General features: G+C 66.5%; 25 protein-coding genes. 23 read left to right on the top strand and 2 right to left on the bottom strand.

Annotated elements, in window-relative coordinates; all coding sequences use genetic code 11:
• Position 1 precedes the first annotated feature (1 nt).
• From nuoG to AC3WMA_RS00310, 23 genes are all read left to right on the top strand, one after another.
• Positions 2-2,065 carry an NADH-quinone oxidoreductase subunit NuoG gene (nuoG, locus tag AC3WMA_RS00420; RefSeq protein WP_492283449.1) on the top strand — a complete coding sequence of 688 codons (2,064 nt, stop codon included), beginning with the start codon at positions 2-4 and terminating at the stop codon, positions 2,063-2,065.
• A gap of 6 nt (positions 2,066-2,071) precedes the next feature.
• Entirely contained in the window at positions 2,072-3,124 is a 1,053-nt protein-coding gene (nuoH, locus tag AC3WMA_RS00415; RefSeq protein WP_454032797.1) for an NADH-quinone oxidoreductase subunit NuoH, read from the top strand.
• The gene (locus tag AC3WMA_RS00410) at positions 3,121-3,357 is read left to right on the top strand and encodes a hypothetical protein (RefSeq protein WP_492283448.1); all 237 of its coding nucleotides are present in this window, start codon (positions 3,121-3,123) and stop codon (positions 3,355-3,357) included. Before nuoH ends, AC3WMA_RS00410 begins: the two co-directional genes overlap by 4 nt.
• Positions 3,358-3,377: 20 nt before the next feature.
• Entirely contained in the window at positions 3,378-3,866 is a 489-nt protein-coding gene (gene nuoI / locus AC3WMA_RS00405; protein WP_038367698.1) for an NADH-quinone oxidoreductase subunit NuoI, read from the top strand.
• A 233-nt stretch (positions 3,867-4,099) separates the two neighbouring features.
• Complete coding sequence (locus AC3WMA_RS00400) at positions 4,100-4,723, top strand: NADH-quinone oxidoreductase subunit J (protein ID WP_047575213.1); 624 nt, start codon at positions 4,100-4,102, stop codon at positions 4,721-4,723.
• A complete protein-coding gene (gene nuoK / locus AC3WMA_RS00395; RefSeq protein WP_336812933.1) occupies positions 4,723-5,031 on the top strand; it encodes an NADH-quinone oxidoreductase subunit NuoK in 309 nt (102 codons plus the stop codon). The genes AC3WMA_RS00400 and nuoK overlap by 1 nt, the downstream gene beginning before the upstream one ends.
• A 29-nt stretch (positions 5,032-5,060) precedes the next feature.
• Positions 5,061-7,091, top strand: a complete 2,031-nt coding sequence (nuoL, locus tag AC3WMA_RS00390) for an NADH-quinone oxidoreductase subunit L (RefSeq protein ID WP_492283447.1) — start codon at positions 5,061-5,063, stop codon at positions 7,089-7,091.
• Between the two features lie 4 nt (positions 7,092-7,095).
• Positions 7,096-8,607, top strand: coding sequence for an NADH-quinone oxidoreductase subunit M (locus AC3WMA_RS00385; protein ID WP_492284719.1), 1,512 nt, complete (start codon positions 7,096-7,098; stop codon positions 8,605-8,607).
• Positions 8,608-8,616: 9 nt separating this feature from the next.
• Positions 8,617-10,044, top strand: coding sequence for an NADH-quinone oxidoreductase subunit NuoN (nuoN, locus tag AC3WMA_RS00380; RefSeq protein WP_492283446.1), 1,428 nt, complete (start codon positions 8,617-8,619; stop codon positions 10,042-10,044).
• 112 nt (positions 10,045-10,156) lie between these two features.
• The gene (locus AC3WMA_RS00375; RefSeq protein WP_492283445.1) at positions 10,157-10,915 is read left to right on the top strand and encodes a biotin--[acetyl-CoA-carboxylase] ligase; all 759 of its coding nucleotides are present in this window, start codon (positions 10,157-10,159) and stop codon (positions 10,913-10,915) included.
• Positions 10,916-11,026: 111 nt separating this feature from the next.
• Complete coding sequence (locus AC3WMA_RS00370) at positions 11,027-12,697, top strand: ribonuclease J (RefSeq protein ID WP_492283444.1); 1,671 nt, start codon at positions 11,027-11,029, stop codon at positions 12,695-12,697.
• Between the two features lie 33 nt (positions 12,698-12,730).
• Positions 12,731-13,135, top strand: a complete 405-nt coding sequence (gene mce, locus AC3WMA_RS00365; protein ID WP_047575196.1) for a methylmalonyl-CoA epimerase — start codon at positions 12,731-12,733, stop codon at positions 13,133-13,135.
• Between the two features lie 5 nt (positions 13,136-13,140).
• Positions 13,141-13,533 carry a RidA family protein gene (locus tag AC3WMA_RS00360; RefSeq protein WP_492283443.1) on the top strand — a complete coding sequence of 131 codons (393 nt, stop codon included), beginning with the start codon at positions 13,141-13,143 and terminating at the stop codon, positions 13,531-13,533.
• Complete coding sequence (locus tag AC3WMA_RS00355) at positions 13,530-13,760, top strand: DUF1467 family protein (protein WP_492283442.1); 231 nt, start codon at positions 13,530-13,532, stop codon at positions 13,758-13,760. The genes AC3WMA_RS00360 and AC3WMA_RS00355 overlap by 4 nt, the downstream gene beginning before the upstream one ends.
• Before the next feature lie 387 nt (positions 13,761-14,147).
• A complete protein-coding gene (locus AC3WMA_RS00350; protein WP_492283441.1) occupies positions 14,148-14,783 on the top strand; it encodes a DUF1062 domain-containing protein in 636 nt (211 codons plus the stop codon).
• 459 nt (positions 14,784-15,242) lie between these two features.
• Positions 15,243-15,794: a peptidylprolyl isomerase gene (locus tag AC3WMA_RS00345; protein ID WP_492283440.1), complete on the top strand. Its 552-nt coding sequence runs from the start codon at positions 15,243-15,245 to the stop codon at positions 15,792-15,794.
• 45 nt (positions 15,795-15,839) lie between these two features.
• Positions 15,840-16,484, top strand: a complete 645-nt coding sequence (locus AC3WMA_RS00340) for a UCP034077 family protein (RefSeq protein WP_492283439.1) — start codon at positions 15,840-15,842, stop codon at positions 16,482-16,484.
• On the top strand, positions 16,484-16,954 hold the full coding sequence (locus AC3WMA_RS00335) for a peptidylprolyl isomerase (RefSeq protein ID WP_293806363.1): 471 nt from the start codon (positions 16,484-16,486) through the stop codon (positions 16,952-16,954). The genes AC3WMA_RS00340 and AC3WMA_RS00335 overlap by 1 nt, the downstream gene beginning before the upstream one ends.
• A gap of 101 nt (positions 16,955-17,055) precedes the next feature.
• Positions 17,056-18,153 (top strand): tRNA preQ1(34) S-adenosylmethionine ribosyltransferase-isomerase QueA, encoded by a 1,098-nt coding sequence (gene queA / locus AC3WMA_RS00330; protein WP_492283438.1) that lies wholly within the window; start codon positions 17,056-17,058, stop codon positions 18,151-18,153.
• A gap of 70 nt (positions 18,154-18,223) precedes the next feature.
• The gene (locus AC3WMA_RS00325; protein WP_492283437.1) at positions 18,224-18,886 is read left to right on the top strand and encodes a tetratricopeptide repeat protein; all 663 of its coding nucleotides are present in this window, start codon (positions 18,224-18,226) and stop codon (positions 18,884-18,886) included.
• 83 nt (positions 18,887-18,969) lie between these two features.
• On the top strand, positions 18,970-20,370 hold the full coding sequence (gene der, locus AC3WMA_RS00320) for a ribosome biogenesis GTPase Der (RefSeq protein ID WP_492283436.1): 1,401 nt from the start codon (positions 18,970-18,972) through the stop codon (positions 20,368-20,370).
• A gap of 13 nt (positions 20,371-20,383) precedes the next feature.
• On the top strand, positions 20,384-21,481 hold the full coding sequence (locus AC3WMA_RS00315; RefSeq protein ID WP_492283435.1) for an NAD(P)/FAD-dependent oxidoreductase: 1,098 nt from the start codon (positions 20,384-20,386) through the stop codon (positions 21,479-21,481).
• 17 nt (positions 21,482-21,498) lie between these two features.
• The gene (locus tag AC3WMA_RS00310) at positions 21,499-21,909 is read left to right on the top strand and encodes an NUDIX hydrolase (protein WP_492283434.1); all 411 of its coding nucleotides are present in this window, start codon (positions 21,499-21,501) and stop codon (positions 21,907-21,909) included.
• Between the two features lie 6 nt (positions 21,910-21,915).
• Here AC3WMA_RS00310 and AC3WMA_RS00305 read toward each other — a convergent pair whose 3' ends face one another.
• Both AC3WMA_RS00305 and purF read right to left on the bottom strand, forming a co-directional pair.
• A complete protein-coding gene (locus AC3WMA_RS00305; RefSeq protein ID WP_492283433.1) occupies positions 21,916-22,656 on the bottom strand; it encodes an SDR family NAD(P)-dependent oxidoreductase in 741 nt (246 codons plus the stop codon).
• Between the two features lie 159 nt (positions 22,657-22,815).
• Positions 22,816-24,288, bottom strand: a complete 1,473-nt coding sequence (gene purF / locus AC3WMA_RS00300; protein ID WP_492283432.1) for an amidophosphoribosyltransferase — start codon at positions 24,286-24,288, stop codon at positions 22,816-22,818.
• Between the last annotated feature and the right edge of the window lie 41 nt (positions 24,289-24,329).

Raw genomic sequence — 24,329 nt, 5'->3', positions numbered from 1 at the left:
CATGACGAAACTCCTCATCGACGGTATTGAGGTCGACGTACCCGCCGAGTACACGGTGCTCCAGGCCTGCGAGGCTGCGGGTGTCGAAGTGCCGCGCTTCTGCTTCCACGAGCGCCTCTCGATCGCCGGCAACTGCCGCATGTGCCTCGTCGAGGTGAAGGGTGGCCCGCCGAAGCCGCAGGCCTCCTGCGCCATCGGCGTGCGCGACCTGCGCGCCGGCCCGAACGGCGAGCCGCCGGTCGTCCTGACCAAGTCGCCGATGGTCAAGAAGGCCCGCGAAGGGGTGATGGAGTTCCTGCTCATCAACCATCCGCTCGATTGCCCGATCTGCGACCAGGGCGGCGAATGCGATCTGCAGGACCAGGCGATGGCCTATGGTGCGGATACCTCGCGCTATGCCGAGAACAAGCGCGCGGTCGAGGACAAGTACATCGGCCCGCTGGTCAAGACGACGATGACGCGCTGCATCCAGTGCACGCGCTGCGTCCGCTTCACCACCGAGGTTGCCGGCGCCTCCGATCTCGGCGCCATCGGCCGTGGCGAGGACATGGAGATCACGACCTATCTCGAGCAGGCGATGTCGTCGGAGCTCCAGAGCAATGTCGTCGATCTCTGCCCGGTCGGCGCGCTGACCTCGAAGCCCTACCAGAACAAGGCCCGTCCCTGGGAGCTCTCCAAGACCGAGAGCATCGACGTGATGGACGCCGTCGGCTCGGCCATCCGCGTCGACTCGCGCGGCAAGGAAGTGATGCGCATCCTGCCCCGTCTCAACGAGGCGGTGAACGAGGAGTGGATCTCCGACAAGACCCGCCATGTCGCCGACGGCCTCAAGACCCAGCGTCTCGACCGGCCCTATATCCGCGAGAACGGCCGTCTCCGTCCCGCGAGCTGGAACGAGGCTTTCGCCGCCATCGCCGCCAAGGTGAAGGCCGCCGGGCCTGAGAAGATCGGCGCCATCGCCGGCGATCTCGCCGCGGTCGAGGACATGTTCGCGCTGAAGAGCCTGATCGCCTCGCTCGGCTCCGCCAATCTCGACGCCCGTCAGGATGGCACCAAGCTGCATCCGAAATTCGGCCGTGCGGCTTATGTCCTCAACGCCGGCATCGCCGGCATCGAGGATGCGACTTCGCTGCTGATCATCGGCTCGAACCCGCGCCGCGAGGCGCCGATCCTGAACGCCCGCATCCGCAAGCGCTGGCTGCGTGGCGATCTCAAGGTCTCCGTCATCGGCGAGAAGGCCGACCTCACCTACACCTATGATTATCTCGGCGCCGGCCCGGAGACGCTGGCCGAGGTCGTGAAGTCGGCCCAGGCCGCCGGCGGCAAGCCGATGGTGCTGGTTGGGCAGGGCGCTCTTGCTCGCACTGACGGCGAGGCTGTGCTCTCGCTCGCCGCCAAGGCGGCGCAGGCGCTCGGCGCCGTCACCGAAGGCTGGAACGGCTTCGGCGTGATCCACACCGCCGCCGCCCGCGTCGGCGCGCTCGATCTCGGCTTCGTGCCGGGCGAGGGTGGTCTCGATGCCGCCGCGATGGTCAAGCCGGGTGCGCTCGACCTGCTCTTCCTGCTCGGCGCCGACGAGATCGACGTGCCGGAAGGCGCGTTCGTCGTCTACCAGGGCACGCATGGCGACAAGGGCGCCCATCGCGCCGACGTCATCCTGCCCGGCGCGGCCTATACCGAGAAGTCCGGCACCTATGTGAACACGGAAGGCCGTGTGCAGATGGGCGACCGCGCCACCTTCCCGCCGGGCGATGCCCGCGAGGACTGGGCGATCCTGCGCGCGCTCTCGGCGACGCTGGGCAAGACGCTGCCCTTCGACTCGCTGTCCGGCCTGCGCAAGGCGCTCTATGAGGCGCATCCGCATTTCGCGGCGCTCGACGACCTGCCGGCCAACGACGCCTCGGAGATCGGCAAGCTTGCCGGGCTCGGCGGCAAGACCGACAAGGCGGGCTTCGCGCCCGTCGTCGCCGATTTCTATCAGACCAACCCGATCGCGCGTGCCTCCGCCATCATGGCGGAATGCTCGGCGCTGGCCTCCGGCCGGCATCAGCAGGCGGCGGAGTAAGCGGCCATGAACTGGGACCTCGTCCTCGATATCGCGATCATCCTCGGCAAGAGCCTGCTGCTGCTGGTCTGCCTGCTGGTCTTCATCGCTTACATCCTGCTGGCCGACCGCAAGGTCTGGGCGGCGGTGCAGCTTCGCCGCGGCCCGAACGTGGTCGGACCCTGGGGCCTGTTCCAGAGCTTCGCGGACCTGATCAAGTTCGCGCTCAAGGAGCCGATCATCCCGTCCGGCGCCAACAAGGGCATCTTCCTGCTGGCGCCCTTCATCTCCTGCCTCTTGGCGCTCGGCGCCTGGGCAGTGATCCCGGTGGCGGAAGGCTGGGCGATCGCCGACATCAATGTCGGCGTGCTCTACATCCTCGCGATCTCCTCGCTCGGCGTCTACGGCATCATCATGGCCGGCTGGGCTTCGAACTCGAAATACCCGTTCATGAGCGCGCTCCGCTCGGCGGCGCAGATGGTGTCCTATGAGGTCTCGATCGGCTTCGTCATCATCACCGTGCTGCTCTGCGTCGGTTCGCTGAACCTCTCGGCCGTGGTTGAGGCGCAGCAGAACCGCGGTCTGGCGCATGCTCTGGGCGTGCCGTGGCTCTCGATCCTGAACTGGTATTTCATCCCGCTTTTCCCGATGTTCGTGGTCTTCTTCATCTCGGCGCTGGCCGAGACGAACCGGCCGCCCTTCGATCTGGCTGAAGCCGAGTCGGAGCTCGTGGCGGGCTTCATGGTCGAGTATTCCTCGACCCCGTACCTGCTGTTCATGCTCGGCGAATACGTGGCGATCATGACCATGTGCTCGCTGACCACGATCCTGTTCCTCGGTGGCTGGGCTCCCCCGGTCGCGCTGCCGCCCTTCACCTGGCTGCCGGGCGTGTTCTGGTTCGCGCTCAAGGTTTGCTTCGTGTTCTTCATGTTCGCGCTGGTGAAGGCCTTCGTGCCGCGCTACCGCTACGACCAGCTGATGCGCCTGGGCTGGAAGGTCTTCCTGCCGCTCTCGCTCGCTTGCGTGGTGATCGTGGCGCTGGTGCTGCAGTTGACCGGCTGGGGCCCGGTCGCGGGATGAGTTGGGCCGGCCCGCTCGGTGCCCTGATCGGCTTCGGGCTCGGCCTGCTGGAATACCGGCTGATGTCGGCCGTGGTGATTGGGGCGCTCCGGCGCACGGATCGCTCGCAGACGCAGGCGGAGAAAGACGATTACGAGCGCCGTATCCGCATCCTGCGAGCGGTGCTGGTTGTGATGACGATCGGCTTGATGCCGATCCTGGGTTTCGTGATCGGCCGGGCGTTGTTCGGCTGAGGATGTAAAGGACGAAGGCGATGTCACTCGCGCAAGCCGCAAGGGGCCTGCTGCTGAAGGAGTTCGTCGGGGCTATCGGCCTGTCGATGCGCTATTTCTTCAAGCCGAAGGCGACGCTGAACTACCCGTTCGAGAAGGGCCAGCTCTCGCCGCGCTTCCGTGGCGAGCATGCCTTGCGCCGCTATCCGAACGGCGAGGAGCGCTGCATCGCGTGCAAGCTCTGCGAGGCGATCTGCCCGGCGCAGGCCATCACCATCGAGGCCGGCCCGCGCCGCAACGACGGCACGCGCCGCACGACACGTTACGACATCGACATGACCAAGTGCATCTACTGCGGTTTCTGCCAGGAAGCCTGCCCGGTCGATGCCATCGTCGAGGGGCCGAATTTCGAGTTCGCGACCGAGACCCGCGAGGAGCTGTTCTACGACAAGGACAAGCTGCTCGCGAACGGCGCGCGCTGGGAACGCGAGATCGCGCGCAACATCGCGATGGACGCGCCCTATCGGTAGTTGATGAGGCCGTCATGCTCGGGCTTGACCCGAGCATCTCTTGCCGGAGATTCTCGGGTCTGCGCTTCGCTCCGCCCGAGAATGACGCTCCTAGAACGAGACCAGACCCGCCGCGCGGTTGTCCCGCCCGGCGGGCCTGATTATAGACGCTCCAAATTGCTCGGGGTCTTTGAGTCCCGGAGCACGAACCAAACGAGGACCGCGCCGAAAAGGGGCGGGAAGGGCTGGCCGAGATGAATGCCGCAGCGGCTTTCTTCTATCTCTTCGCAGGGGTGACCGTGGCATCCGCCTTCATGGTGGTGACCTCGCGCAATCCCGTGCATTCGGTGCTTTACCTCATCCTGGCCTTCGTCAACGCGGCCGGATTGTTCATGCTGCTTGGCGCCGAGTTCCTCGCGATGCTGCTGGTCGTCGTCTATGTCGGCGCGGTCGCGGTGCTCTTCCTCTTCGTGGTGATGATGCTCGACGTCGATTTCGCCGAGTTCCGCCAGGGCTTCCTGAACTACCTGCCGATCGGCGCGCTGATCGGCTTCATCTTCGCCGTCGAGCTGCTGCTGGTCGTCGGCGCCTGGGTCATCGATCCGCAGATCGTCAAGGCGCCGGTCGCCGCGATCCCGGCGGGCATCTCGAACACCGAGGCGCTCGGCCGCGTGCTCTACACCCAGTATGTCTATTACTTCCAGGCGGCCGGCCTCGTGCTGCTCGTCGCCATGATCGGCGCGATCGTGCTGACGCTGCGCGACCGTCCCGGCATCAAGCGCCAGCACGTCCCGACCCAGAACGCCCGCACCAAGGACGCGGCGATGGCGGTCAAGCAGGTGCCTTCGCGCGCCGGGGTTCCCGAGGAGATGGCGTGATGACGATCGGACTGGGCCATTATCTCGCCGTCAGCGCCATCCTGTTCACGCTTGGCGTGCTCGGCATCTTCGTCAACCGCAAGAACATCATCGTCATCCTGATGTCGGTCGAGCTCATCCTGCTCTCGGTCAACCTGAACTTCGTAGCCTTCTCGAGCTTCCTGAATGACATCGTCGGCCAGGTCTTCGCGCTGCTCGTGCTCACGGTGGCGGCGGCTGAGGCCGCGATCGGCCTCGCCATTCTCGTCGTCTACTTCCGCAACCGCGGCACGATCGCGGTGGAAGACATCAACATGATGAAAGGCTGAGCGCGCCCCCGCGCCTGGACCTCACTGCCATGTATCACGCGATCGTCTTCCTCCCTCTCATCGGCTTCCTGATCGCCGGGCTGTTCGGCCGGCTGATCGGCGCGCGCGGCTCCGAGATCGTCACGACCTCGCTGCTGATCGTCTCCGCCCTGCTGTCCTGGGTCGCCTTCTTCAATGTCGGCTTCGGCTCCGGCACGACCCGCGTGCAGATCGCGAGCTGGATTTCGTCGGGCCAGCTCCAGGTCGACTGGGCCTTCCGCGTCGATACGCTGACAGTGGTGATGCTGGTCGTGGTCAACACGGTCTCCAGCCTCGTGCACCTCTATTCGATCGGCTACATGCACGAGGACGAGCACCGCTCGCGCTTCTTCGCCTATCTCTCGCTCTTCACCTTCGCCATGTTGATGCTGGTGACGTCGGACAACCTCGTCCAGATGTTCTTCGGCTGGGAAGGCGTCGGCCTCGCCTCCTATCTCCTGATCGGCTTCTGGTACCAGAAGCCCTCGGCCAATGCCGCGGCGATGAAGGCCTTCATCGTCAACCGCGTCGGCGATTTCGGCTTCTCGCTCGGCATCTTCCTCGTCTTCGTGCTGTTCGGCTCGGTCGGCTTCGACGCGATCTTCCCGCGCGCCGGTGAGCTGGCCAGCCAGAGCTTTCGCTTCCTCGGCTATGACTGGAACGCGATGACGCTGACCTGCCTGCTGCTCTTCATGGGCGCGATGGGCAAGTCGGCGCAGTTCCTGCTGCACACCTGGCTGCCGGACGCGATGGAAGGCCCGACCCCGGTCTCGGCCCTCATCCATGCCGCGACGATGGTGACCGCCGGCGTCTTCATGCTGGCGCGCCTGTCGCCGGTCTTCGAATACGCGCCGGTCGCGCTCACTGTCGTCGTCGTCATCGGCGCCACCACCGCCTTCTTCGCGGCGACGGTCGGCCTCGTGCAGAACGACATCAAGCGCGTCATCGCCTATTCGACCTGCTCGCAGCTCGGCTACATGTTCGTCGCGCTCGGCGTCGGCAATTACGGCGCCGGCATCTTCCACCTCTTCACCCACGCCTTCTTCAAGGCGCTGCTCTTCCTGGGCGCCGGCTCGGTCATCCACGCGATGCATCATGAGCAGGACATGCGCCACATGGGCGGCCTCAGGAAGCATATCCCGATCACTGCCGCCGCGATGACGATCGGCACGCTGGCTCTGACCGGCTTCCCGTTCTTCGCCGGTTATTTCTCGAAGGACGCGATCATCGAGAGCGCCTATGCCTCGGTGGCGCATGGCGGCTTCGCCTCGTCCTATGCCTTCGTGCTGCTGGTCGTCGCGGCCTGCATGACCTCGTTCTACTCCTGGCGGCTCTATTTCATGACCTTCGAGGGCGCGCCGCGCTGGGGGCATGGGCATGACTCGCATGGTCACGGCCATGACGACCACGCGCATGCCGCACACGGTCACGACGATCATGCGCATGGCCATGACGACCACGGCCACGGTCATGACCATACGCCGCATGAGAGCCCCTGGGTGATGCTGATCCCGCTCGCCGTGCTTTCGGTCGGTGCGGTCGCGGCCGGCTTCGTCTTCAAGGAAGCCTTCATCGGCCACGACTTCGAGAAGTTCTGGAAGGCGGCCCTGTTCATGGGCAAGGACAACCACATCCTGCACGCCATGCATGAAGTGCCGAAATGGGTCGTCTGGTCGCCCTTCGTGGCGATGGTGATCGGCTTCGTGCTGGCCTATCTGATGTATGTCCGCTGGCCGGAAATCCCGGGCAAGCTGGCGACCGCCAATCCCGCGCTCTACAAATTCCTGCTCAATAAGTGGTATTTCGACGAGCTCTACGACTTCCTGTTCGTGCGTCCGTCGAAATGGCTCGGCCGCTTCCTCTGGAAGAAGGGCGATGGCCTGGTCATCGACGGCTTCGGCCCGGACGGCGTCTCGGCCCGTGTGGTCGACGTCACCAATCGGGTGGTCCGGCTGCAGACCGGCTATCTCTATCACTATGCCTTCGCCATGCTGATCGGCGTCGCTGGGCTCGTGACCTGGTATCTCGTGGCGCGCGGGTGAGATGATGTTGGGTTTCGGTATCCTCACCGGTCTTTTGATCCTGCCGCTGGTCGGCGCTGCCCTGATCCTGGTGCAGCGTGGCGATCAGTCGGCCGTCGATTCCAATGCGCGCTGGATCGCCCTGTTCACCACGGGCCTGACCTTCCTGCTCGCCTGTGTCGCCTGGTATCGCTTCGACATCGCCAATCCCGGCTTCCAGCTGGTCGAGACCCACGCTTGGGTCTCGGACGCCATCAAGTTCAAGCTCGGCGTCGACGGCTTCTCCTTCCCCTTCATCGTGCTGACGGCCTTCCTGATGCCGTTCTGCATCGTCGCGTCCTGGACTTCGGTCGAGAAGCGGGTGCGCGAATACATGATCGCGTTCCTCGTGCTGGAAGCGCTGATGATCGGCGTCTTCGCGGCGCTCGACCTCGTGCTGTTCTACCTGTTCTTCGAGGCAGGCCTGATCCCGATGTTCCTGATCATCGGCATCTGGGGCGGCAAGCGGCGCGTCTACGCCTCCTACAAGTTCTTCCTCTACACGCTGCTCGGCTCGGTGCTGATGCTGCTGGCCGTGATGGCGATGTACTGGAACGCCGGCACCACCGACATCCCGACGCTGCTGGCGCACAAGTTCCCGTCGCAGATGCAGCCCTGGCTGTGGCTGGCCTTCTTCGCCTCCTTCGCCGTGAAGATGCCGATGTGGCCGGTCCACACCTGGCTGCCCGACGCGCACGTCGAGGCGCCGACGGCCGGCTCCGTCGTCCTGGCGGCGATCCTGCTGAAGATGGGCGGCTACGGCTTCATCCGCTTCTCGATCCCGATGTTCCCGGAAGCCTCGGCGCTGTTCGCGCCGCTGGTCTTCGCCCTCTCGGTCGTCGCCATCGTCTACACCTCGCTGGTGGCGCTGATGCAGGAGGACATGAAGAAGCTGATCGCCTATTCCTCGGTCGCCCATATGGGCTTCGTGACGATGGGCCTCTTCACCCTGACGCCGCAGGGCATCCAGGGCGCGATGTTCCAGATGGTCAGCCACGGGCTGGTCTCGGGCGCGCTCTTCCTCTGCGTCGGCGTGATCTACGATCGCATGCATACCCGCGAGATCGCGGCCTATGGCGGCCTCGTGAACCGGATGCCTGCCTATGCCGTCGTCTTCATGGTCTTCACCATGGCCAATGTCGGGCTGCCCGGCACGGCCGGCTTCGTCGGCGAGTTCCTGACGCTGCTCGGCGCCTTCCGCGCCAATCCCTGGGTGGCGTTCTTCGCGACCTCCGGCGTCATCCTCTCGGCGGCCTACGCGCTCTGGCTCTATCGCCGGGTCGTGTTCGGCGAGCTGGTCAAGCCCGAGCTGAAGGACATCAAGGACCTGAACGTCCGCGAGTACGTGACGCTGGTCCCGCTCGTGCTGCTGACGATCTGGTACGGCATCCAGCCGCATACGATCCTCGACGCCTTCGCGGCGCCGACCGAAGCGCTCATCAAGAACTATCAGGCAGCCCTCGCCGTCGCGAAGACGGCTCTGGCGGCCGCGCAGTAAGGTCTCGTCATGGCTCTGCCCGCTCTCGGCCCGGCCCTGCCGGAAATCATCCTCGCCCTCGGCGCCATCGCGATGGTGCTGGTCGGCGCGATCCAGGGCGAGCGCTCGACGCGCCTGCTCGAAGGGCTGGCGCTGGCACTGCTCGCGGTCGCGCTGGTGCTGGTCGTGTCGGGCACCGGCAAGATGCTGACCTTCAATAACGGCTTCATCGTCGACGGCTTCGCCCGCTTCATGAAGGTTCTGACGCTGCTTGGCGCCGGTGCGGCCATTCTGCTCTCGGCCGATACGCTTCGCCGCCAGGGCACGATGCGTTTCGAGTTCCCGATCCTCGTCGTGCTCTCGACCATCGGCATGATGATGATGATCTCGGCCAACGATCTCATCAGCCTCTATGTCGGTCTGGAGCTGCAGTCGCTGGCGCTCTACGTCGTCGCTGCCTTCGACCGCGACAACGCCAAGTCGACCGAGGCCGGCCTGAAGTACTTCGTGCTCGGCGCGCTCTCGTCGGGCATGCTGCTCTATGGCGGCTCGCTGGTCTATGGCTTCACCGGCACCGTCACCTTCCCGGGCATCGCGGCCGCGACGGCCGGCGGCCATGCCGGCATCGGCCTGATCTTCGGCATCGTCTTCATCGCGGCCGGCGTCGCCTTCAAGATCTCGGCCGTGCCGTTCCACATGTGGACGCCGGACGTCTACGAGGGCGCGCCGACCCCGGTCGCCGCCTTCTTCGCCTCGGCGCCGAAGATGGCCGCCATGGCGATGGTGATCCGCGTCTTCATCGGCGCCTTCCCGGGCGCGATCCATGACTGGCGCCAGATCATCGTCTTCATCTCGATCGCCTCGATGGGCCTTGGCGCCTTCGCCGCGATCGGCCAGACCAACATCAAGCGCCTGCTCGCCTATTCCTCGATCGCGAATATGGGCTATGCGCTGGTCGGCCTCGCGGCCGGCACGGCCGAGGGCGTGCAGGGCGTGATGACCTATATGGCGATCTATCTCGCCACGACGCTCGCCGCCTTCGCCTGCGTGCTGATGATGCGTCGCGACGGCAAGCTGGTCGAGGACATCTCGGAGCTGGCCGGCCTGTCCCGCACCAATGGCTGGATGGCCTTCGCGATGGCGATGATGATGTTCTCGCTCGCCGGCATCCCGCCGCTCGCCGGATTCTGGGCCAAGTGGTACGTCTTCCTCGCCGCGATCAACGCGAAGCTCTATGTGCTCGCCGTCATCGGCGTCCTGACCAGCGTGGTCGGCGCCTACTATTATCTGCGCCTCGTCAAGGTGATGTATTTCGACGAGCCGAAGCCGGCTTTTGAGAAGGCCGATCTCGGCGTGCGCACCGTGCTGCTGATCTCGGCGCTCTTCGTGCTGGTGCTCTCGCTGGTGCCGGCCCCGCTGTTCGACTCGGCGGCCGCCGCGGCGAAGTCGCTGTTCTAAGTGAAAAGCTCCGTCATGCCCGGGCTTGACCCGAGCATCTCCTGCCAGAGATTCTTGGGTCTGCGCTGCGCTCCGCCCGAGAATGACGGCTTGCGTCCGACTGGGTGTTACCATGCTCGGTGAGGCCGCCCGCGCCGCGGGCTATCGTCTGATCGTCCGCGACGAGGTCGGCTCCACCATGGAGGAGGCCCGTCGCGCGCTCGATCAGGGCGAGCCGGGCAGGCTCTGGATCGTCGCCCGCAGCCAGAATTCCGGCCGCGGCCGCCACGGCCGGCAATGGGGCTCGCCGCCCGGCAATCTCTACGCCAGCCTGTTGCTCACCGATCCGTGCGAGCCGGCCCTGGCGCCGCAGCTCGGCTTCGTCGTGGGGCTCGCCCTGCACGATGCCGCCGCGAAGCTGCTCGGCCCGGCCGCCTCCGGCCTCAGGCTGAAATGGCCGAACGACCTGCTGCTCGACCGCGCCAAGACCTCGGGCCTGCTGCTGGAGGGCGAGAGCCGGGCAGGGCGCTTCAACGTCATCGTCGGCTGCGGGGTCAACATCGCCTCCTGTCCGACGGATACGCCCTATCCGGCGACCTTCCTGAAGGCTGTGGCGCCGCAGGCCAATGTCGAGGCCATGCTGACGGGCCTGAGCGACGCCTTCGCCCAGCGCTTCGCCGTCTGGTCGCAGCCCGGCGGCTTCGGCCCGACCCGCGCCGCCTGGCTGGAACGCGCCGCCTTCCTTGGCGAGACCATCACCATCCGCCTGCCCGAAGGGCCGCTCACCGGCATCTTCATCGGTCTCGACCCGACCGGGCGCCTCGAACTCGAAACAGAAGCCGGCCGCCGCATCATCGATGCCGGCGACCTCTTCTTCGGCCCGCCCGCCTGATCGTGCGACCCCGCTCGACCTCCGTCGATCTGGAGGCGGCCCTTTGGGCATGCTAGGGCTCGTTGCCATCACGCGGCATAGATCAAGCCATTGCCAGAATCAGGATTGCCAGTGACCCGCTCCAGCGACCAGCTCGTCTTCGTTCCCCTCGGCGGCCTCGGCGAGATCGGCATGAACGCCGCTCTCTATGGCTTCGGGCCCGAGGGGCGACGAAAGTGGATCCTGGTCGATTGCGGCCTGTCCTTTGCCGGGCCGGAGGCGCCGGGCGTCGATATCGTCCTGCCCGACCTGCGCTACATCATCGAGGAGCGGGCGAACCTGCTGGGCATCGTCATCACCCATGCCCATGAGGACCATATCGGCGCGCTCGCCGCGCTCTGGCCGTCCCTGCGCGCGCCGGTCTACTGCACACGCTTCGCCGCTGGCCTCCTCGCGACGCGCCGCCTCTCCGAACCCGGCGCGCCGAGTGTCGAGCTCAATGTCGTGCCGCAGGGCGGGGCGATCACGCTCGGCCCCTTCGACATCGAGTTCGTGCCGGTGGCGCATTCGATCCCGGAATCGAACGCGCTCGCGATCCGTACGCCGGCCGGTCTCGTCGTCCATACCGGCGACTGGAAGATCGACCCGACCCCGCGCGTCGGTCTCCCCACCGACGAGAAGCGCCTGCGTGAACTCGGCGACGAGGGAGTGCTGGCGCTGGTCTGCGATTCGACCAATGTCATGCGCGACGGCACGAGTCCGAGCGAGGCCGATGTCGCCGCCAAGATGAAGGAACTGGTCGCCTCGGCGCCGGGGCGCGTCGCCGTCACCACCTTCGCCTCCAATGTTGCGCGCCTGCGCGCCGTCGCGGAAGCCGCGATGGCCAACGACCGCGAGGTCGTGGTCGTCGGCCGCGCCATGGACCGCGTCATCGATGTCGCGCGCGAATGCGGCTATCTCGACGGCATTCCCGGTTTCCGCCCGGTCGATGCCTATGGCTACCTGCCGCGCGACAAGGTTGTCGCGCTGGTCACCGGCAGCCAGGGCGAGCCGCGCGCCGCGCTGTCACGCATCGCCTCGGACGACCATCCCGAGATCGCGCTCTCGCCCGGCGACCGCGTGATTTTCTCGTCGCGCACCATTCCCGGCAACGAGAAGGCTGTCGGCAACATCCTGAACGCGCTGGCCCGCGATAAGATCGAGATCATCACGGACCGGACCCATCTGGTCCATGTCTCCGGCCATCCGCGCCGCGAGGAGATGGCCCGGCTCTATGGCTGGCTGAAGCCGCAGATCGCGATCCCCGCCCATGGCGAGGACCTGCATCTGGCCGAGCACGAAACCTTCGCCCGCAGCCTCGGCGTGAAACATGTCCTGCGCGCCGGCAATGGCGACGTCGTCGCGATTTCGGCCGAGGGCGCCCGCAAGGTCGACGAGGTCCAGCATGGCCGGCTCTACCAGGACGGCTCCCTGCTGGTGAACGCGCTGGAGAAGACGATCCAGGAGCGCCGCCGCCTGTCCTTCGCCGGCATCGTCTCGATCGCGGTTGCCATCGACGAGAAGGGCGGCATTGCCGGCGAGCCGGAGATCGCCGTGCTCGGCCTGCCGCCGCGTACCCTCGGCGGCATCGATTTCGACGAATTCGTCGCCGATACGGTCGGAGACCTCCTCGACAATATCCCCAAGGCCCGCCGCCGCGACCCCGAGGCGCTGCGCAATGCGCTGGAGCGCGGCGTCCGCAGTGCGGTCAACGAGGAGTGGGGCAAGAAGCCGCTGGTGCATGCGCTGGTGGTCGAGGTGTAGAACGGCCATACGGCCACGCCGGAGAGGATGAAGATGATCGGACGCCTGAACCACGTCGCCATTGCGGTGAAGGACTTGGAAGCCTCGACGGCGCTCTATCGCGACACGCTGGGCGCACGCGTTTCCCAGCCGCAGGCCGAGCCGGAGCACGGCGTCACCGTCGTCTTCGTCGAACTGCCCAACACCAAGATCGAGTTGCTGGAGCCGCTCGGCGCCGACTCGCCGATCGCGAAGTTCCTGGAACGCAATGCCGACGGTGGCATCCACCACATCTGCTACGAGGTCGACGATATCCTCGCGGCGCGTGATCGTCTGAAGGCGCAAGGCGCGCGCGTGCTCGGCTCCGGCGAGCCGCGCATCGGCGCCCATGGCAAGCCGGTGCTGTTCCTGCACCCCAAGGATTTCCTGGGCACGCTGGTCGAGCTTGAACAGGCCTGACGACGATGACCGACATCGCATTTCTCGGCCAGCCGGAAGCCGGCTCGCCGCGTCCCTTCAGCGCCGCCACCGTCGCGGGCGGGCTCGTCTTCGTCTCCGGCCATTCGGCGCCGCATGACCCGGCGCGCGGCATCCATCGTGGCGAGACGCCCGCCGAGGAAGTCCGCAATGCGCTCGGGCGTGTTGCCGAGATTCTGGCCGAGGCCGGGAGTTCGCTCGATCGCGTCGTCCAGATGACGATGCTGATCACTGACCCCGCCGACTACGCCGCCTGCAACGCCGAATACGTGAAGCATTTCCCCGGCGGCCTGCCGGCCCGCCATACCGCGCGCTTCGGCGTGCCGACCGAGGCGAAGGTTGCCTTCTCCTGCATTGCGCTCGCAGGGAAGGCGGCATGAACGTCGTCGGTGGCCTCGCCCTCTATTTCGTGATCTGGTGGATCACGCTCTTCGCGGTGCTGCCGTTCGGCATCCGCAGCCAGGAGGAGGCGGGTGATGTCGTGGCCGGCACGGAGCCGGGCGCGCCCGTGCTGCCGGGCCTGCTGAAGAAGGCCGTCATCACCTCGCTGATCGCGGCGGTGATCTTCGCCGGCGTCTGGTATGTCTGGGTGACCTACGACATCTGAAGCCGCCTCACGCAGGGTTGGTTCAGCGCGACGTTGCAGAATTATCCCATGTCGCGGTTCTTCCCCCTTCGGGCCGCGCAGGGCTCCCGCCGAAGCGGATCGCCTGCTATGGCTGGCGTCGAAGAGCATTGGCGCGTCGAGGTAGGCTTTGCCTAAGTAAGTCCGGTCTCAATCCAGTTCACCCGTACTGCCGATGGCGGCCTGCCGTCGGCGTATCAATACGTTCGTCGGGTGGTGGCGAGAGACCGGTTTGGCATTGTTCCACCGTGCCAGTGCAGCCTCCGCTGTCTCTGCTCTTCGACCACCTGAAGCACCGCCACACCGCGCCCGACAAGGGGTTCTCACGCGCCATCTTGGTGAACTTCCGCATGGAAGACCAAGACTGCTATGTGCGCGAAACTTCGGGTCCGATGGACCATCACGCCGCAAATCCCTCCCCAACCCTGGATCACCTGTAATGGCTGCGGCGGGCCGAGAGCCTTCCGCGCCAGCGGAAAGGCGAGGCTCAACGCCAATGGCCGCAGTCTCGATGCCTGGCTGATCTACAAATGCATCGATTGCGACAAGACCTGGAACCGTCCGATCTTCGAGCGGCGGAACATCCGCGACATCGAGCCCCGCATTCTCGCGGCGCTTCAGTCCAACGACCCGCTCTGGCTGCAGGCGGAGGCGTTCAATCTCGACGCCTTGCGGCGCAAGGCGCAGCGGATCGACGAGTTCCGGGAATGCGATATCGCCAAGGATATCCTCTGCGAAACGCGCGACTGGACGCATCTGGAGATCGAACTGAAGGTTCCGCTTCCGTCGAGCGTGCGCCTCGACCGCTTGCTGGCCTCCGAACTGGAATTGTCGCGCACGCAGCTTCGCGTGCTCCACGAGCAGGGCGGGCTTCGCATTGCTTCGGGGCACGCCGACAGCCTGCGGCGACGGGTCAAAGCCGGCAGCCTTGTCGTGCTCGACCTGACGGCGGAGGCCGGAAGGGAGCAACTCTGGCGGTCTAGGGCAGCAGGGATTGCATGTTGAAGATGATCACGGGGGCTGGTTCGCGCCTCCGTGGTTCCATGGCCGAGCTTCATCTCGGCTTACAGCGGGGAGTGTTCAAAGTAGCGGCTCAAGGTACCGCCCAAGAAAAAAGGCAAGGCCGATGCCTTGCCTTTGGTAGTCCGCTTTTACCGCTGCACCGGCACACGTCTCAGAAAGCGTGCGACTCATTTTGCAAGGCGGGCGTTTGTTCCTCCCAAGACCTGGTCCGCAGCGCTTCGACTGGCGAGGCGCTCCCAGCGCCGGAAGGATTAGCCGATTGTGACGGCGCTGTCATCAGTTTAGGCAGCGTCAGCCTGGAATTTTTGCAAGATTAGTCTCCATTGCACTTGTGCAGTGCAGCAAGGGCAGCAGGCTGGCCGACTTGGTGCCTTGTTCCGGCCAAAGGATAGGGCTATCGACCGGCATCCGCCGGGCTCGCCGGCGGCCATGGAGATTTTCATGCTGCGCAGCTCGCTCGCCGCCCTTGCCGTCGTTGCCTCGCTCGGTTTCGCCCAGGCCCAGACGCCGAAGCCCGATCCCGAGAACACCGTCATCCTCGAGACCAAGGACGGCCCGGTGACGATCCGCCTGCGGCCGGATCTGGCGCCGAAGCATGTCGCCCAGATCAAGGCGCTGGTGAAGCGCGGCTTCTATGACGGCATCGTCTTCCACCGCGTCATCGACGGCTTCATGGCGCAGACCGGCGATCCGACCGGCACCGGCACCGGCAAGTCCGACCTGCCGAACCTGCCGGCCGAATTCACCCCGACGCCCTACAAGGCCGGCTCGCTCGGCATGGCCCGTTCGTCCTCGCCGGATTCGGCCAATTCGCAGTTCTTCATCTGCTACGAGGGCTGCGGCTCCCTGACCGGCCAGTACACGCTGTTCGGCGAGGTCGTCTCGGGCATGGACGCCGTGCGCAAGATCAAGAAGGGCTCCAGCGCCAATAACGGCCAGGTCAGCGGCCCCGACAAGATCGTCCGCATGCGCATGCAGGCCGACGCAAAGTAAGAGCCGGCGCGCTTGCGCGCGGGGCGAGCCGGGGAGGGTGGGGCGATGGTTCGGACGGCCCTGATCGGGATCGCCCTGGCGCTAGGACTCACCGGAGCGCTCGCGCAGGATACGCGCGATCTCGGCCTGCCGCCGCCCTCCGGCTCGCAGAATCCGGTCCTGCCCCCGCCTTCGGGCTCGCAGAACCCGATCCTGCCGCCGCAGAGCGGCCAGCGCTACAATCCCGGGATTGGCGGCCCCTTCACGGGCGGCGACATTCCCGGCCTCGATCAGCGTGGGCTCGGTGCGCCGCGCCCGCTGCGCGGTGGCGGCGAGATCGGCCTGATCGGGTCGATCACGCCCGATAGCCCGCGAGACGGAACCGAAACGGTCGATCGGCTCGACGAGATCGCCCCGGCCATCCAGCGCTGCTGGAACCCGCCGCCATTGCCTGGCGACCTGACGGGCGCGATGGTCTCGCTCCGCTTCAGCCTGCGCCGCGACGGCAGCCTCTTCGGCCAGCCCCGCGTCACCTGGGAGACCAAGCGCGGCGATGCCGAGTTCCAGCAGCGCTTCAGCGACTCCGCCGTCGCCGCCATCCGCTCCTGCACGCCGATGAGGTTGTCGGCGGGCCTCGGAGCGAGTATCGCGGGGCGACCCTTCACCATACGCTTCCACGGCCGCACGCGGCTCAATGAAAGGCAGACCTGATGTCGCTGGATCCCGAGAACACCATCGTCATGGAAACCACCAAGGGCAAGGTGGTGATCAAGCTGCGTCCCGATCTTGCGCCGGGCCATGTCGAGCGCATCAAGCTGCTCGCCCGCGAGGGCTTCTATGACGGCATCGTCTTCCACCGCGTCATCGACGGCTTCATGGCCCAGGTCGGCTGCCCGCACGGCACCGGCACCGGCGGCTCAAGCTATCCGGACCTGAAGCAGGAATTCAACGCCGAGCCGCATGTCCGCGGCATCTGCTCGATGGCCCGCGCCCAGAACCCGAACTCGGCCAATAGCCAGTTCTTCATCGTGTTCGACGATGCCCGCTTCCTCGACAAGCAGTACACCGTCTGGGGCGAGGTCGTTGAAGGCATGGACAATGTCGACAAGATCAAGCGCGGCGAGCCGGTGCGCGACCCCGACTCGATCGTCTCGATGAAGGTGATGGCCGACGCGGCCTGACCTTCGATAGTTTGAGGCGAGCCCTCATCCCGGGACGCGAGCGGCGCTCGCGGCCCGTCGGGTGAGGGCTCGTTGCGTTTTGCGGGAAGGACGTTCCGGCCGTGGATGTCGATCTCTTCGATTTCGACCTGCCCGAGGATCGTATCGCGCTGCGGCCCGCGAGCCCGCGCGATGCGGCGCGGTTGCTCGTGGTGCGCCCGGACGCGACCGAGCCGCTGGAAGATCGCGGCATCCGCGACCTCGTCTCGCTGCTTCAGCCCGGTGACGCGCTCGTCCTCAACGATACCCGCGTCATCCCGTCCCGCCTGCGCGGGCGGCGCTATCGCGGCGCGGATTCGGCCCGCGTCGAGATCATGCTGCACAAGCGCGAGAGCGAGGATCGCTGGCTCGCCTTCGCCCGGCCAGCCAAGAAGCTGGCACTTGGCGAGCGCGTGGTTTTCGATTCGGAAGCCGCCAGCAATGCCTGCGAGCTTGGCCGCCTGCAGGCCGAGGTCATCGCCAAGGGCGAGGGCGGCGAGGTCGAGCTACAGTTCAGCCTGACGGGCGCCTATCTCGACGAGGCGATCGCGCGGCTCGGAGAATTGCCGCTGCCGCCCTATATCGCCGGCAAGCGCCCGACCGATAGCGCCGACACCGCCGACTACCAGACCAATTTCGCCCGGAAGGACGGCGCCGTCGCCGCCCCGACCGCAGGGCTGCACTTCACGCCGGAGCTGTTGGCGGCATTGGACGCGCGCGGCGTCAGCCGGCATTTCGTCACGCTCCATGTCGGCGCGGGCACCTTCCTGCCGGTGAAGGCTGATGATACCGACGACCACCGCATGCACGCGGAATGGGGCACGGTCTCGCCCGAGACCGCTGCCGCGCTCAACGCCGTCAAGGCGAAGGGCGGGCGCATCGTCTGCGTCGGCACGACCTCGCTGCGCCTGATCGAGAGCGCAGCAGTCGAGGATGGCACGATCCGGCCCTTCTCGGGCGACACCGCGATCTTCATCACGCCGGGCTATCGTTTCCGCGCGGTCGACCTCCTGATGACGAATTTCCACCTGCCGCGTTCGACGCTGTTCATGCTCGTCTCCGCCTTCTGCGGGCTCGACATGATGAAACGGGCCTATGTCCATGCGATCGCGGCGAATTACCGCTTTTATTCCTATGGCGACGGCAGCTTGCTGTTTCGGGCGGCTCCGGCGAAGGCCTGAGATGCCGATCCGGCTCGCATTCCCGGCTTGAAAATGCTACCGGGCTCCCAACAGGGATTTTGACAGTCAAATGGCCGATATTTTTCGCGAGATCGATGAGGAAGTCCGCCGCGACAAGGCAGCGGAACTCTGGAAGAAATATGGCTGGGTGATTTCCAGCCTCGCCGTGCTGGCGGTGCTCGCTGTTGCGGGCTGGCAGTACTGGCTGCATCGCGAGAATCAGGCCTCGCAGGCTGTTGGCGCGCGTCTTGAAGCCGCGCTGAAATCCTCGCGCGATGGTGACGCGACCCAGGCCGAGACCATCCTGAAGGAGCTCTCGGCTACGGCGCCTGCCGGCTATCGCCTGATCGCCCGCTTCCGCCTCGCCGCCGAGATCGCCAAGCGCGATCCGGCCGCCGGCGTTGCCGCCTTCGATGCGCTCGCCAAGGACGCCTCGCTCGACCAGACCTCTCGCGACCTCGCCAAGCTGCGTGCCGGCATCCTGCGCGTCGATCTTTCCCCCTATGCGGAGGTCAAGGCGGCGCTGGAGCCGCTCGCGACCGCGCAGGGCGTCTGGCGCCACACGGCGCGTGAATTCCTTGGCATCGCCGCGCTCAAGGCCAATCTCTTCGAGGATGCCGGACGCTGGTTCGATGCCGCGATCACCGATCCGCAGGCGCCGCAGGCCCTGCGCCAGCGCGTCGAACTCTATCTCGCTCTGGTCCGTGGCGGCCCCGTCACGGTGAAGAACTGAACCGGAGCCTCGCTCCAATGGCGCCGCCGCCCCGGCTCCTCGCTTCGGCGAACCGGGACGACGGCGAAAATGTGTGAAATCTGATGACAGCCATCGTCGCCCTGATCGGGCGCCCCAATGTCGGCAAGTCGACGCTGTTCAACCGGCTGGTTGGCAAGAAGCTCGCGCTGGTCGATGACCGGCCCGGCGTGACGCGTGACCGCCGCGAGGGTGACGCCACCCTCGGCCATCTCCGCTTCAAGGTGATCGACACCGCCGGCCTCGAAGAGGCCGACAAGGATTCGCTCGCCGGCCGCATGCGCGCCCAGACCGAGACCGCCATCGCGCAGGCCGATGTCGTGCTCTTCATGATCGACGCTCGCCTCGGCATTACGCCGATGGACCAGCCCTTTGCCGATCTGGTGCGCCGCTCCGGCAAGCCGGTGATCCTGCTCGCCAACAAGGCCGAGGGGAAGAAGGGCACCGACGGCATCATCGAGTCCTATGGGCTCGGCCTCGGCGATCCCGTGCCGTTCTCGGCTGAGCATGGCGAGGGCACGTCTGATTTGCTCGAGGCGCTGATGCCCTTCATCCCCGACGAATCCGAGGATGAAGACGAGGACGAGACGGCCTGGGCCGACGTTCCCGCCGCCGATTCGGATGACGAGGAGGAGATCGATCCCGATCGGCCCTTGCGCGTCACGATCATCGGCCGCCCGAACGCCGGCAAGTCGACGCTGGTCAACCGCATGATCGGCGAGGAGCGGATGCTGACCGGCCCGGAGGCCGGCATCACCCGCGACACCATCTCGGTCGACTGGGAATGGCGCGGCCGCAAGGTCAAGCTCTTCGACACCGCTGGCATGCGCAAGCGCGCCCGCATCGAGGAGAAGCTGGAGAAGCTCTCGGTTGCCGATTCGCTGCGCGCGATCCGCTTCGCCGAGGTCGTGGTCGTGCTGCTCGACGCGACCATCCCCTTCGAGAAGCAGGACCTGACGCTGGTCGACCTGACCGAGCGCGAGGGACGCTCCGTCGTGATCGGCCTCAACAAATGGGACCTCGTCGCCGACAAGCAGGGCCTCCTGGCCGAGCTCAAGGAGAAGGCCAACCACTTGCTGGCGCAGGTGCGCGGCGTGCCGATCATCCCGCTCTCGGGGCTGGCCGGCGAGGGTATCGACAAGCTGATGCAGGGCGTGTTCTCGGCTTACGGCGTCTGGAACCGCCGCGTCTCGACCGCGCGGATCAACCGCTGGCTCGAAGGCGTGCTCTCGGCCCATCCGCCCCCGGCCGTGGCCGGCCGACGCATCAAGATCCGCTACATGACGCAGGCCAAGGCCCGGCCGCCGACCTTCGCGCTGTTCGGCAACCAGCTCGATCATCTGCCGGTCTCCTACACCCGCTATCTCGTAAACAATCTCCGGGACGCTTTCGAGCTTCCGGGCACGCCGATCCGCCTGCATCGCCGCGGCGGCGCCAATCCCTATGACAAGGAGCGCAAGGGTTGATGAGGCAAGGGGCATGAGGATTGCGGTCGTCGGCGCCGGTATCGCCGGGCTTTCCGCCGCCTGGTCGCTGAACAAGCGCGGGCATGAGGTGACGCTGTTCGAGCAGGCACCGCAGATCCCCAACCCCTATGCGGCCTCGGGTGACCAGCACCGGATCATCCGCCGGGCCTATGGCGGCGCTGACGGCTATGCCCGCACCATCACCGAGGCCTTCGAGGCCTGGGGCGAACTCTGGGCCGATCTCGGCAAGCAGCATTACGCGCCTTGCGGCGTGCTCGGCATCTCCCAGACCGAGGGCGACGAGGGCGAGGACTACCGCGAAGGCCTCGACCGCATGGCCTCGCCCTACGAGCTCTACGACGCTGCCGAGACTGCCAAGCGCTACCCCTTCATCGATGCGGCCACGATCCGCTACGCCTATCTCAGCCCCGAGGGCGGCGCGCTCTTCCCGGCCCGCATCGCCGCCGACATGGTGCGCCTGCTGCGCGAGCGCGGCGTCACCTTGCGCGAGGGCGCGGCGGTCACTGCGATCGACGCCGAGAGCGGCCGCGTTGCCCTGGCCGATGGCGAGGCGGCGAGCTTCGACCGTATCGTCGTCAGCTCCGGCGCCTGGGTTCTGAAGCTCCTGCCGGAGCTTGCGGACGTCCTGACGACCTATCGCACGGCCGTCGCTTATCTTGATCCGCCTTCGGACTTGAAGGCCGCCTGGGAGGCCGCCCCGGTCATCGTCGATGTCGGCGGCTCGGTCGATGGCTATGTCCTGCCGCCGGTCGATGGCACCGGCCTCAAGGTCGGCGCCGGCGTGCACAAGCGTCCGCGCCAGCCCGACGAGGAGCGCGAGCCGCGGGCGGGCGAGGGCGAGCAGATCCGCGATTATTTTGCGCCGCCCTTCGCGCGCATCGGCGAGTACCGCGTCGAGCGCGTCGTTACCTGCGCCTATACCTTCACGGCGGACCGCAAGTTCCTGTCGCGGGAGATCGGGCGCGTAACGGCGGTCTCGGCCTGCTCCGGCCATGGCTATAAATTCGGCGCGGCCGTCGGCCGGCGCGTGGCGGCTGCGGTCGAGAGCGGCGATCAGGCCGGCCTGCTGCGCTGGCTCAGGGCCGAATAGCGATCGCGGGCGCGCGCATGCTCGAAACCGTCAGCGCGCTCTTCGTCGATGCCGATCAAAAGGTTCTGCTCGGCCTGCGCGCCGTCTGGAAGCAGGCCTGGCCCGGCCATTGGGACGCGATCGGCGGCCGGGTCGAGCCCGGCGAGGCGCTGGAACAGGCCCTGCTGCGCGAATGCCGCGAAGAGGTCGGGCTGGTGCCGACACGCTATGAGCTGGTGCTGTCGGAAGCCGAGCGCTTTCCCGAACGCTACGGCGCTGCGCTGCATCACATCTATGTCGTCAGCGCCTGGGAAGGCGGAGCGGCCGTCAATCTCGTCGACGAACACGACGAGATCCGCTGGTTCTGCCTGGACGAGATGGCGGCCCTGCCGAACCTCACCATTCCCGATCTGATCACGCTGGTGCAGGCCGCGCTGGCGCGTGGCTGAATGGCCTCAGATCGGCAATTGCGGGGTCAGCACCTTGCCCTGCGGGAAGTCGAAGATCTTGCCGCTCTCGCTCCAGTCCGGCGAGGCGAGCTTCACCAGATGCGGCGCCAGCTCCTCCGGTGTCTTCAGCGTCTCCGGGTCTTCGCCCGGCATCGCCTCAGCCCGCATCTTGGTGCGCAGCGGCCCCGGATTGACCAGCATGAGCTTGACCGGCGTCGTCGCCGTCTCGGCCGCATAGGTGCGTCCCAGAGCCTCCACGGCGGCCTTGGAGACCGAGTAGGGGCCCCAATAGGCCGTGCACTTATGCGCGGCGCCCGAGGTCATCAGCAGCACGCGGCCGGCATCGGAGGCGCGCAGCGCCGGATCGAGCGCCTTGAGCAGGCGCCAGTTGGCGGTGACGTTGATGTCGAAGACCCGGGCCCAGTCCTTCTCGGTGACATGGTCAAGCGGGCTCAGCGAGCCGAGCACGCCCGCATTGGCGAGCAGGATGTCGAGCTTGCCCCAGCGCTCCGTCACGGCATGGCCGAGCTTCTCCAGCCCGCCGGCATCGGCGAGGTCGAGCGGAACGAGGGTCGCGCTGCCGCCGATCGCGACGATCTCGTCGTCGAGTTCCTCCAGCGCGCCGGCGGTGCGGGCAAGCGCAATGACATGCGCGCCCGCTTCGGCGAAGGCCAGCGCCGCAGCACGGCCGATGCCGCGCGACGCGCCGGTGACGAGCGCGACGCGCCCCTTGAGCAGTTGGGTCATGGTGAGAGTTGCCCCGCTTCCCCTACGCCGTCATCCCGGACAAGCCGCGATAGCGGCGCCGATCCGGGATCCATTCCGGAGCGCTGCCGATGAAGGTTCAGGCATGGATCCCGGGTCGGCGCTGCGCTTGCCCGGGATGACAGCCCGTTCGTGAAAAGATCAGCCGGCTTCGGCCAGCAGCGAAATCTGCTGCTTGGCACTCTCGCCGACCATGTCGGTCAGCGAGGTCGGGTAGTCGCCGGTGAAGCAATGGTCGGTGAACTGCGGCCGGGCCGGGTCGCGTCGCTCATGCCCCATGGCGCGGTAGAGCCCGTCCACCGAGATGAAGGCCAGCGAATCCGCACCGACGAACTGGCGCATCTCCTCCAGCGAATGGGTCGCGGCGAGCAGCTTCTCGCGGTCGGGCGTGTCGATGCCGTAATAGTCGGGATGGGTGATCGGCGGCGAGGAGATGCGGAAATGCACCTCCTTGGCGCCGGCTTCCCGCATCATCTTCACGATCTTGAACGAGGTCGTGCCGCGCACGATCGAATCGTCGACCAGGATGATGCGCTTGCCCTCGACCACCGAGCGGTTGGCCGAGTGCTTCAGCTTGACGCCGAGCTCGCGGACCTTCTGCGTCGGCTCGATGAAGGTGCGGCCGACATAGTGGTTGCGGATGATGCCGAGCTCGAACGGTATGCCGCTGGCCTGAGCATAGCCCAGCGCCGCCGGCACGCCGGAATCCGGCACGGGCACGACGACGTCGGCCTCTGTCGGCGCTTCCTGAGCCAGCACCGCGCCCATCGCCTTGCGGCGCTCATAGATGCTGCGGCCCTTCACGATGGAATCGGGGCGGGCGAAATAGATGTACTCGAAGATGCAGGGCCGTTCGGCCACTGGCGGGAACGGCTTGTGGCTCTCGATCCCGGCTTCGGAGATGATCACGACCTCGCCGTTCTCGACCTCGCGGATGAACTTGGCACCGATGATGTCGAGCGCGCAGGTCTCGGAGGTCAGGATCGGGCAGCCATCGAGCTCGCCGAGCACGAGCGGGCGGATGCCGAGCGGGTCGCGGGCGCCGATCAGCTTCTTGTTGGTGATGCCGACGAAGGCATAGGCGCCCTCGATCTGGCGGATCGCCTCGATGAAGCGATCGACGAAGTTCTGCTTGCGGCTGCGGGCGACGAGATGCAGCAGCACCTCGGTATCCGAAGTCGACTGGTAGATCGCACCGTCGCGGACGAGGTTGCGGCGCAGCGTCAGCCCGTTGGTCAGGTTGCCGTTATGGGCGACGGCGAAGCCGCCGCCATGCAATTCGGCGAAGAGCGGCTGGACATTGCGCAGGATCGTCTCGCCGGTCGTCGAATAGCGGACATGGCCGATCGACTGCTTGCCCTTGAGCTTGTCGATGACGCTCGCTTCCGAGAAGGCGTCGCCGACGAGCCCGAGCCGGCGCTCCGAATGGAAGCGCTTGCCGTCGAAGGAGACGATGCCCGCCGCCTCCTGGCCGCGATGCTGCAGCGCATGCAGGCCGAGCGCGGTCAGCGCCGCGGCATCGGCATGGCCGTAGATGCCGAAGACGCCGCATTCCTCCCGCAGCCGGTCGGCATTGGGGTCGAAGGCGTCGTCACGTCCGGTTTGCGAGATCATGTCGCGCTCCACACACGGGGCTTGAGCTGTCGTTCTACGCG

This window comes from Allobosea sp. FW305-C-101, assembly GCF_058783685.1.
This window is presented reverse-complemented; position numbering and strand designations above follow the sequence as displayed.